The sequence below is a fragment of the Pseudoalteromonas sp. 2CM41L genome (assembly GCF_023161905.1).
Classification (GTDB): domain Bacteria; phylum Pseudomonadota; class Gammaproteobacteria; order Enterobacterales; family Alteromonadaceae; genus Pseudoalteromonas; species Pseudoalteromonas atlantica.
On the sequence record NZ_JALNTN010000008.1, the window covers coordinates 151139 to 160947 of the forward strand.

At 39.9% G+C, this 9809-nt stretch carries 5 protein-coding genes; 2 read left to right on the forward strand and 3 right to left on the reverse strand.

What is annotated here, in order from left to right; genetic code table 11:
- Window positions 1-195 precede the first annotated feature (195 nt).
- Window positions 196-3621 carry a hypothetical protein gene (locus MTF64_RS11725; RefSeq protein ID WP_248451502.1) on the reverse strand — a complete coding sequence of 1142 codons (3426 nt, stop codon included), beginning with the start codon at window positions 3619-3621 and terminating at the stop codon, window positions 196-198.
- A gap of 189 nt (window positions 3622-3810) precedes the next feature.
- Between MTF64_RS11725 and MTF64_RS11730 the strand changes: the two genes are divergently transcribed.
- Window positions 3811-5142 (forward strand): dicarboxylate/amino acid:cation symporter, encoded by a 1332-nt coding sequence (locus MTF64_RS11730; RefSeq protein ID WP_004587790.1) that lies wholly within the window; start codon window positions 3811-3813, stop codon window positions 5140-5142.
- Between the two features lie 62 nt (window positions 5143-5204).
- On the opposite strand, the gene sohB is transcribed toward MTF64_RS11730, so the two are convergent.
- Together sohB and MTF64_RS11740 are read right to left on the reverse strand one after the other, a co-directional pair.
- Window positions 5205-6221: a protease SohB gene (sohB, locus tag MTF64_RS11735; RefSeq protein ID WP_064385519.1), complete on the reverse strand. Its 1017-nt coding sequence runs from the start codon at window positions 6219-6221 to the stop codon at window positions 5205-5207.
- 100 nt (window positions 6222-6321) lie between these two features.
- Window positions 6322-8751, reverse strand: a complete 2430-nt coding sequence (locus MTF64_RS11740; RefSeq protein ID WP_248451503.1) for a VolA/Pla-1 family phospholipase — start codon at window positions 8749-8751, stop codon at window positions 6322-6324.
- A gap of 227 nt (window positions 8752-8978) precedes the next feature.
- Here MTF64_RS11740 and MTF64_RS11745 point away from each other — a divergent pair, with 227 nt between their 5' ends.
- Window positions 8979-9725, forward strand: coding sequence for a YciK family oxidoreductase (locus MTF64_RS11745; RefSeq protein ID WP_004587787.1), 747 nt, complete (start codon window positions 8979-8981; stop codon window positions 9723-9725).
- The last annotated feature ends 84 nt before the right edge of the window (window positions 9726-9809 follow it).

Genomic DNA, 9809 nt, shown 5'->3' on the forward strand with positions numbered 1-9809 from the left:
AGGTATATCTACAAACACCTATTGTTACAAGCTTTTAATACAAACTTTTCAGTATTTACTGAATAAACAAACAATTTTTGTTGTTAAATTATACAAACCGGTGTTTTTAAAATAATTGCTGTGGAATATATAGAACACAAATAAAAAAGCCAACCTTAAGGTTGGCTTTTTTTTAATTAAACAATTGACTACATATTAACCATCATCACTTATTGCAATTTGAGCTGTTGAAATATTGCCTTTACCAGTCGTAAACTCAACGGTTAAGAATCCTTCCGTTTTATCATTTCCTTCTGCTTCACGGCTAATTGATAGAGCTTCACCAAATGCAAACGTTGCACTTGAATTGCGAATATCAAAACCGTCTGTACCGCTGTACTCACCATTATCAGCAGATATAGCTACATTGGTACCTGCAGGCATGGGGTTATTATATATATCAGAGTAGTAAACAGCGAAAGTTAATGCTGATAGCTGATTCCCCAAATCAGTACTAGTAATGTTGATAGAACCTACATCGCAGTAATCTGTGTTATCGGTTGCTTCTAAGCTCAAGATAATAGCGCCAGACTGAGTGTCAGCTTGACGATAGATATTATTACACTCTTCGATATCCTGTGCGAGCTGCATAGCATTATCAGTAAATACTGTAGGATCATCTATAACTGTTTCTTCTAATGCTTCAGCAAAGCGATTACGTAACTCACTTTTTGTGACCACAAATCTACTGTATGCGGTACTACCCGACATAATGATTTCAAAAGAATCACGAATATCAACTAGTTCTTTAGTACAAAGGCTTTCAAATGTGTCACCTTCTGTTGGTGTTGTTGCTTCTGCTTTACATACTAAACCATTGTATTTTTCATCAGCTAGCGTGTGCATGCCATTGAGATCAATATCCCAGTTTTCTTCAAAATGGCCAGCATTTGTGTTCTCTGGGCTACATGGATCATCACTATCGCCTTCTTGACAGTTATCAGCGGCTTTTATCACTGTCGCTGTAACAGGATCATAAATACCCGCTAAGCCATCATAAACACCATTTTCATTGTGATCGATAAATGCCTCTGTTAGATCATAACCACTATAATATTCGTTGGTATCAAAACGCCCATTTCCGTTAATGTCAATGAACGATTCTTGACCTTTAGCGGTAACAAGCACTGTTGCACGACCACCAAGAGGGACGCCATTTTCATTGAAAGCAGCATTTAAAATACCGGCCATACAAGGTGCTGCAGAACCAAAGTAAAGATCACAGTTAATTTCATTAGTTTTAGGGTTAATACTGTTAATTGTATTACCCCATTTTGCATCTGTGAATGGTTTTGGGTTTTGTGAACGCCATTGAGCAACGCACTGACCGTCGACTGTATTACACTCTAACTGCGCATTAAATTCTGCACCATCAATGGTACCAATAGCACCCCCTTCAGTTGTTAAGTATACCGAAGTCCCATCAGGAACAGGGTTGTTAAAATGATCAGCTAAATAAACATTAACGTCTTCAATATCACCGGTATAATTTAACGCTTCAATATTGAAGTTAGTTGGTGCAGCGGTGAAACTATTGCCATCAGGTAAACCTGAACTAATCGAAACTAAATCAGATACTGTTATTACTTGCTCATCTAATGAAACTAGTGAGAGTTCTCCGGTTGGGCATGAAACATTGGCATCACGCTCTGCGTCATCAAGAAGACACTCATCATAAAGTTCTTTCCAGCATGTAACATTGTCGTTTTGGTCAGCTGGAATAAGTTCATCTGGGATGTAGCAAGCTTGCACACGCACAGCCTGAGGAACAAAACCAGAGTTCACTTGAATACGTGCTAAGCCTTCAGAATCTGTTGAAACACTAGCATGCGAATAACCGGTCGAATCTGTAACTTCAGAAAGTGATATGCCACCATTAGTCGAGCTTAAACGAAAATCTAAACGCTTTTGCTTTGCAGTATTACCTATTTCATCTGTTAATTTGAATGTAAGTTGGCTGATTTCTTTACGAGAAACTCCACCAGTCCCTTTTAGTGCAAGTACATTTTCTGATGCTTCAACAAATTCAATCGAGCTTACTGCGGCAGCCGATACAGGTACATTAACTGTAACAACTTTTGGTGTACCACCAGTAAGCACTGTCGCTGTAACCGTATCGCCTTGTGATGTATTACAGCCATTACTTCGGTATGTCGCTGTTGCAATACCACTAATACTCGTTGCAGTATCATCCATTACCGCAAGATCAGATTCAACACAACCAGATGTAAATTCAACATCTAGTGGAGTTACAAACAAATCTCCATCTGTATCATAAATATTTACTGAAATAACCGTTGTAGCTCCAGCTGCTAGTGGCACAAATTCGTTATCAATCACATTGCCAGCTTCATCTAATTTATTATATAAACCATTTGAAATTTCAACACTTAATTCTGCTGTAGCGATTTCAAATGCTTTTGAAGCAGTAACTGATTTAGCAGTAACAGATACTTCTCCAGCACCACTGTTTGCCCCTGGCTGTAATTTTAAAATTGCAAAACCAAAGTTATCTGTTAGTGCTTTACCTGATTCTGGTAACAAGGCACCAAGGTCTGTAGATAACTCAGCTATAATGCCATCAATACCATCACCAGAACTTGTATCTGTGACTTTAATCATAACGTCAATAAGTTCATCAGAAGAGAATTGATTTACAACATTACAACCAGATGCTAGATAGGTGCCTTCGAGGGATGTTGTGTTGCGATTAGCATCCCAATCACTTGCACAGCCTTGTAATAACTTGATATCAAGCTCTGCTTCAGCACTTTCCACAGGTGCATCATCACCATTTGAAATAAAGCCTGCAACTTTAGTGATGCTATTACCGCTTTCATCCGTATAGATAGCAACGACTTGACCCGCACCTTTTGAATCACCGCTACTGAGCGTTACGGAAGCTTGACCACTCGCGTCTGTTAATGCAGTACCTAACACAGGTGTGATTTTACCAGTGTAATTAGTTGTAAAAGAAATTAGCTGGCCTTGCAAAGGTTCATCTTCTTCTAACAAGGTAGCAGTAACTGTACCTTTATTATCTTTGCTAACGGGGTTATCAGTTGTAAATGGTGAACCAGTACTATCTAAAATTGAAACATCAAGTTCAATAGTACCATTCACACTGGAGTCATCGCTCTCAGAGCCATCAGATGTGAAACCAAAGGAGTCACTGTAAGTATCTTCACCATTAATATAGGTGGCGGTAATAATACCAGCCCCCGCAGTGTCGCCAGCCGTCAGAGTAATTGATGCAACTCCATCAGTGTTGGTTAAAACCGTGCCTGAAACTGGATCTAGCGATCCGATGTCACCATTAAGACTAAAATTGACTACTTCGCCAACAACAACTGCCCCACTATTAGTGAGCATTGCCGAAATAGTTAACGGTTCATCAGCTGTAACAGAATTCGCTTCATCTGTACTTGATTGACTATAGCCTTGAACAGACACTACATAATTTAGCTCTTCTGTTTCGTCACTTCCGCCAGTGGATGTATCTTTATCTAACGACCCACCGCCGCCACAAGCGGCTACCAATGAGCTTATAAACAAGATACTTAGCCATCGTAATAAAGGCATCGCCCTCTCCCTAGTTAGCTATTTATTATTCATATAATTGTTTACCTAATATTAACCTATAACTTAGTCTAATATCACAGTTTTTTGTCACTTTTTTATGTAAATAATTCCGCAAAGGCTATTTTTTTCTGTAGTAAATATTTCCTTGCTGGTAGTCTATGGCAAATTTGAAAAAATAGATTAGGGAATATGTCTAAAATACGTTCAATGAGTTTAACTACCCGTATCATGATTGGCATGGCACTGGGTATTGCAGTAGGCTTTTTATTTCAGGCTATATTAGCTGGTGAAGACGATTATCTAATTCCTCTTGGGTTATTCTCTTTGCCAATTAAAGCTTTTTTTGTAGATGGCCTTTTCCATGTTGGCGGACAAATTTTTATTGCCAGCTTAAAAATGTTGGTTGTGCCGCTGGTATTTGTATCGCTTGTATGTGGTACTTGTAGCTTGAGCGATCCTAAAAAATTAGGCCGTTTAGGTGGTAAATCGATTGGCTTATATTTAGTTACAACTGCCGTGGCAATTACTGTAGCTATTTCACTGGCGTTATTATTTAACCCAGGTCAAGGCATTGCACTGCCATCAGATGCAAGCTTCAATGCTAAAGAAGCCCCTACCTTAGCGCGAGTGATTATCGATATGTTCCCTACTAACCCATTCGAAGCGATGGCTAAAGGGAACATGCTGCAAGTTATTGTGTTTGCGCTTTTATTTGGTGTATCAATGGCGCTAAGTGGCAAAGCAGGTAAACGTGTAGCCGCAGTATTTGAAGATTTAAACACGGTTATTTTAAAACTAGTAACGCTACTAATGAACATTGCACCTTACGGTGTGTTCTTTTTAATGGCTAAACTTTTTACCACTATCGAAATGGGATTAATACTCAGCCTAGCTAAGTACTTCCTTGTAGTAGTGGCGGCGTTATTAATTCACGCATTTATTAATTACAGTATTATTTTAAAAGTATTAACAGGTCTTAACCCGCTTACCTTTTTAGCTAAAATGAAACACGCGTGTTTATTTGGTTTTAGCACTTCAAGCTCAAGCGCGACTATGCCTATTACACTTGAAACTGCGACCAAAAAACTCGGCGCTAATAACTCGGTTGCCTCTTTTACTATTCCGCTTGGCGCTACCATTAACATGGATGGCACAGCTATTATGCAAGGCGTGGCAACAGTATTTATTGCACAAGTGTTTGCTGTTGATTTAACGATTTCTGATTACTTAATGGTTATTCTAACCGCAACGCTTGCCTCGGTAGGCACCGCGGGTGTGCCTGGTGTGGGTTTAATCATGCTTGCAATGGTACTTAACCAAGTAGGTTTACCAGTAGAAGGGATTGCAATTATTATTGGTGTTGACAGATTACTCGATATGACGCGAACAGCCGTTAATATAACGGGTGACTGTATGGTAACTTGTGTGGTTGCTAAATCAGAAGGTCAATTAGATGAAACAATATTTAACGACCCGAACGCAGCTAAAGACTTAGAAGATTACCACAAATCTACTGAGTAATTATTTAAGCTCATAAAAAAACCCTTGCTATGCAAGGGTTTTTTATTACCTTTAATAACGCTTTATGGGTTCATTGCTTTAAAACGCGACATTAAATTAACGCCTGCTTTATTTACAGAGCTACTAAGCCCAATTGCTAACTTATCACTTAATCCTTTCTTAATTTTGTATTTTACTTTGTATATTTGACGCTCAGATTGCTGTTCTAATAACGCATCATCACTGGTTTTAATTACATCAACTAAGCCCTTTTCAATTGCTTGTGTTGCAAACCAGTGCTCGCCCGTTGCCACATTATCAATATTAAGTGTTGGCCGTTGGCTGCTTACAAACTCTTTAAACAAACCATGTGTTTGCTCTATTTCATCACGAAACTTTTCGCGGGCTTTATCTGTGTTTTCGCCGAACAAAGTTAACGTACGTTTAAATTCGCCTGCTGTAATTTGCTCAAACTCTACATCGTTTTTCTTTAAAATTTTATTAAAGTTAGGTATTTGTGCAATTACACCAATAGAGCCAACTATAGCAAAAGGAGCCGCTAATATTTCATCGGCCACACAGGCCATCATGTAACCGCCACTCGCTGCTACTTTATCAATAGAAACCGAAAGCTTAATACCTGCAGTTTTAAAACGCTGTAATTGCGATGCAGCTAAACCATAGCCATGCACCACGCCGCCCCCACTTTCTAAGCGAACTAATACTTTATCTTTCTCAGGATTAGCAATGGCAATAATTGCGGTCACTTCTTCGCGTAGGCTTTCAACTTCATGAGCGTCCATACTACCTATAAAATCAATAACATATAGGCGTGGCTTCGGCTCATCATTTGCCGCTTTTTTAGACTCGACTTTTTGCGCTTTATGATGCGCCTTTAACTCTTTTTTAGTTAAAGTATTTTCTAAAAAGCTGTGTTTTAAGTCATCTAGTTGCTCAGACAAATCGTCTATTTCTATGGCTCCTTTTTTAGCTTTAGGCTTTACTGCTGAACCCACAATAAGGGTTAAAATAATTGCAATAGCAATAACAAAGGTAACCGTTTTAGCAAAAAACAAACCGTATTCGTATAAAAATTCCAACTGGTCTCTCCATTTATAAATTTAAGCTAATTTATCATGCTTTATAACAAAAAAAAGCCACTAAACAGTGGCTTTTCAAGGTTAATAAGGTATTTGCTGATTAATCAGTCACAACCTCTGGGTTACTGACTAATAACATACGCCCGCGTGCAGCTAAATAAGTAGCTACTTGGAGCTGCATTTCAGCGTTTGCTGCTGCACTGCCCTCAACAGTTGCCGCTTGGGCATCGTCTTGTGCTGGCGTTAAAATTGAGCCATGGTGCCCTTTTGTAAATTTCACCAAATAACTCGCTGGGGTTTCACTTAGTGCTTGTGAAGTGCTTACTGTTTCAAGCCCCATTAATGTTGCTAACGGAATTGTGCCCGATATAGGGTTATTTGCTGCCGCTGGCGGAATAACTTGGTCTGGTTTGTTATCTGCGCCATCGCCTACAACTACATTAGTGTATACAGGGGTACCTAATGCATTTACCGCTGCTGCGTAATTTGTTGGGTCTCCGCTATCAAGTGCGGTTTGCGCTGCAAAAGCAAACTCGGTCATTACCGCTTGAATGTTAGCAAGTTTTGTAGTTTCCCCTGCCGTAGTAAGTGAGGTTACATACGCCTGATAGCCACAAGTTAAAAACGCTTCCATATCTGGTAATAATGTACCACAGTTTGAAATAGCATCCGCTTGTAAAAACTCGTTAAACTCTTGCGACTCTGCTGTGCCAGCTTGCGATAATACAGAACCTTGAATAAATGGCCCAAACGCAGCCGATTCAAGTAAAAAGCTTGCTATACCGCCACCGCCACTGGCAAGTGCTACCGTGTTTACCTTAAATAATGGGTCAACTGTATCTGCAAGCGGAGTATTAGCCTGAGCTATAAATGCAGGTGCAACAATAGAGCCTAAAGAATGCCCTACATAGGTTACATCTTGTGCGTTAATCGTCGCATCATTAATAAAGTTTAAACCTAAGCGTAAGCCTAATAAATCTGCTGATGATTGACGCAAGCTATCACGAGCAACTAACAACGAGTTTAAGTTCATGTAACTTAGTACTGAGCCCGTCGTCGCATTAAAGTCATCTGTCCCATCAGCATCAACATCTACACCACGCTCACCATGGCGAGGATGGTCAATTGCCGCTGTGGCAAAACCTTGAATTGAAAGTTGTGCAGTGAGTGCCAACATGCTTTCTTTGTCTGTTGTTATACCGTGTTGCATAATAACAACTGGCCAGCCAGTTTCTGGCATTTCAATTGGATCAAGACCTTGTGAATCACGAATAAAATTAATAACCGGTAAAATAGGTTTGGTTATTTGCACTGGCACATTCGCCATGCTTTGCACTTTAGGAATAGAGTTATACTTAGTTAAATGACGCGTAGTGTCTAAACCTAAATCACGCAACTGTCCGTCACTTAACGCAGCACAAAGCCCATCATTATCGCTAATTGGCTCTGCAGGGAAAGCTTCGCCTGCTGCAGCTTTGTAACCTAAAACAGCTACCGCGTTATCACACATACCTTGCCAATATGTATCATTTAAATCACTTATTTCAGTGCCTGTTGGGGTGCCTAAATACATAGGTAACATAACGCTACCTTTTAAATATTGCACACCAGAGAACGCATCCGATACGCTAACACCCGCAGCTGCAAATACTTGCTGCACATTTACCATTGCTTGTTCAGGTACACTTACCATTGGTGTTGGCAAAGCATCATTTTGTAAGCTAGCTGCCAGTAAGTTTTTAATTGTGCCAAGCACAGTACCTGCTGATTGAATGGTCATAGCAGCAGAAAATATAATATCATCTTTAGTAATATCACCTGAGCTTACAACCACATTCTCATAGCTATTTACTGCCGCTTGAAGACCAAGCTGAGCATCAGTAATCAATGGCGCTTCTTCACTTACAGAAGCGTAAGTAGAAGAAGGCTGAATAGAACGCCCTTGAGAGTCTTTTAATCCAGTGGTTAATACATTTATGTATGAACTTCCTGGTGTGAAAGGCTTTAATGGGATAATAGCTACTGCATCGCCAGAGGCTTGAGAAATAAAGTCTACGCCGTAGGTTAATTCGCCTACCAACTTACACGCTGAACCAGCTGTAACAACAGCACATTCTGCATCAGTTAAGCTTGCGCCCATAACCACTTCAAAAATTCTTACTGTACCAGGCGACGCTGCAGAGGTTTCATCAAGCGACACACCTGTAGGGAAAGTTAAATCAATTTTGTAAGGCACTTGCGATGACCAGCCATCTAACGCACCTAGCGCTAATTGCGGATCTGCATAAGCAGTGCGAGGCACAGAGACGTTATCATCGTCTAATTCACCTGGAATATTAATTGTGCCGTCTTGAGTGCCGCTCATTAATAAATCGTTAGGGACAGATAAAACCCCATTCGCAGGGTCAAAGGTCACCGTGGCATTAGGTATTATGGTTGCAGTATCGTTTTTAACATCTTCTAATGTTTCTCCGCCGCCACAACCTGCTAACGCAGCTGTAACCGAGAGTGAGAGTAGCATTTTTTTCATATTGTTGGCTCCGCACATATCTTTATTTTTATAGTGTGTTCGTTCAAAGTAAGTGTGTTTAATCAGTGTAGTAAAGTTAAAACAATGTAATCAGTTTATTAATGAGACATTAGACCAGTTAAACTTAACGTAAAGTTTATAATTCCGCCACCTAAATTTTCAATAAATTCGATTACTTGACGATTTGCTATGTTAAAATCAAAAAAATTTTATAAATTGGTATTTATATGCAAACTTATCAAGCAACTCCAAATGCACTTCAAAATAAAGTAATTTTAATTACAGGTGCCGGCGATGGTATTGGCCGCGTAGCAGCAATTACCTACGCAAAGCATGGCGCGACAGTTATTTTACTTGGTAAAACAACAAATAAGCTCGAATGCGTTTACGATGAGATTGTCAATGCTGGTTACCCTCAGCCTGCTATTGTGCCAATGGACTTAAAAGGCGCGACAAAACAAAACTACCGTGATTTAGCAGCTACAATCGAAAGTCAATTTGGCCGATTAGACGGCTTATTAAATAATGCCGGTATTTTAGGTTCGCTAGGGCCACTTGAGCACTTTTGCTCTTCTACGTTTGAAAACATCATGAAAGTGAATGTTACTGCGCAAGCAATGATCACCAAAGCGCTATTCCCTGTGCTGCGTAAATCAGAAAATGCCTCTATTGTTTTCACTTCATCAAGCGTTGGCCGTAAAGGGCGCGAATTTTGGGGGCCTTATGCAATATCTAAATTTGCAGTTGAAGGCATGATGCAAACATGGGCCTGCGAAGTAGGTAAAACCAATATCCGTGTAAATTGTATAAACCCTGGCGCAACGCGTACCTCTATGCGCGCATCAGCCTACCCAGGGGAGGATCGCGATAAGCTTGCTACCCCAGAAGATTTAATGCCAACGTATTTATATTTAATGAGTGATGACTCGAGTGATGTAAACGGTGAATCTCTCGATGCGCAACAAAAAAAGTAAACTACATTTTGTCCCGTCCTGAAATAGGTTGACGGTTTTAATGAAAGACTTGGTGCGAAAGCGCCAGGTCTTTTTTATGCACTT

What these genes read in the sequence shown, in the direction of transcription:
- MTF64_RS11725 (WP_248451502.1), bottom strand. Translation starts at nt 3,621, where the DNA reads ATGCCTTTATTACGATGGCTAAGTATCTTGTTTATAAGCTCATTGGTA.
- MTF64_RS11730 (WP_004587790.1), top strand. Translation starts at nt 3,811, where the DNA reads ATGTCTAAAATACGTTCAATGAGTTTAACTACCCGTATCATGATTGGC.
- MTF64_RS11740 (WP_248451503.1), bottom strand. Translation starts at nt 8,751, where the DNA reads ATGAAAAAAATGCTACTCTCACTCTCGGTTACAGCTGCGTTAGCAGGT.
- MTF64_RS11745 (WP_004587787.1), top strand. Translation starts at nt 8,979, where the DNA reads ATGCAAACTTATCAAGCAACTCCAAATGCACTTCAAAATAAAGTAATT.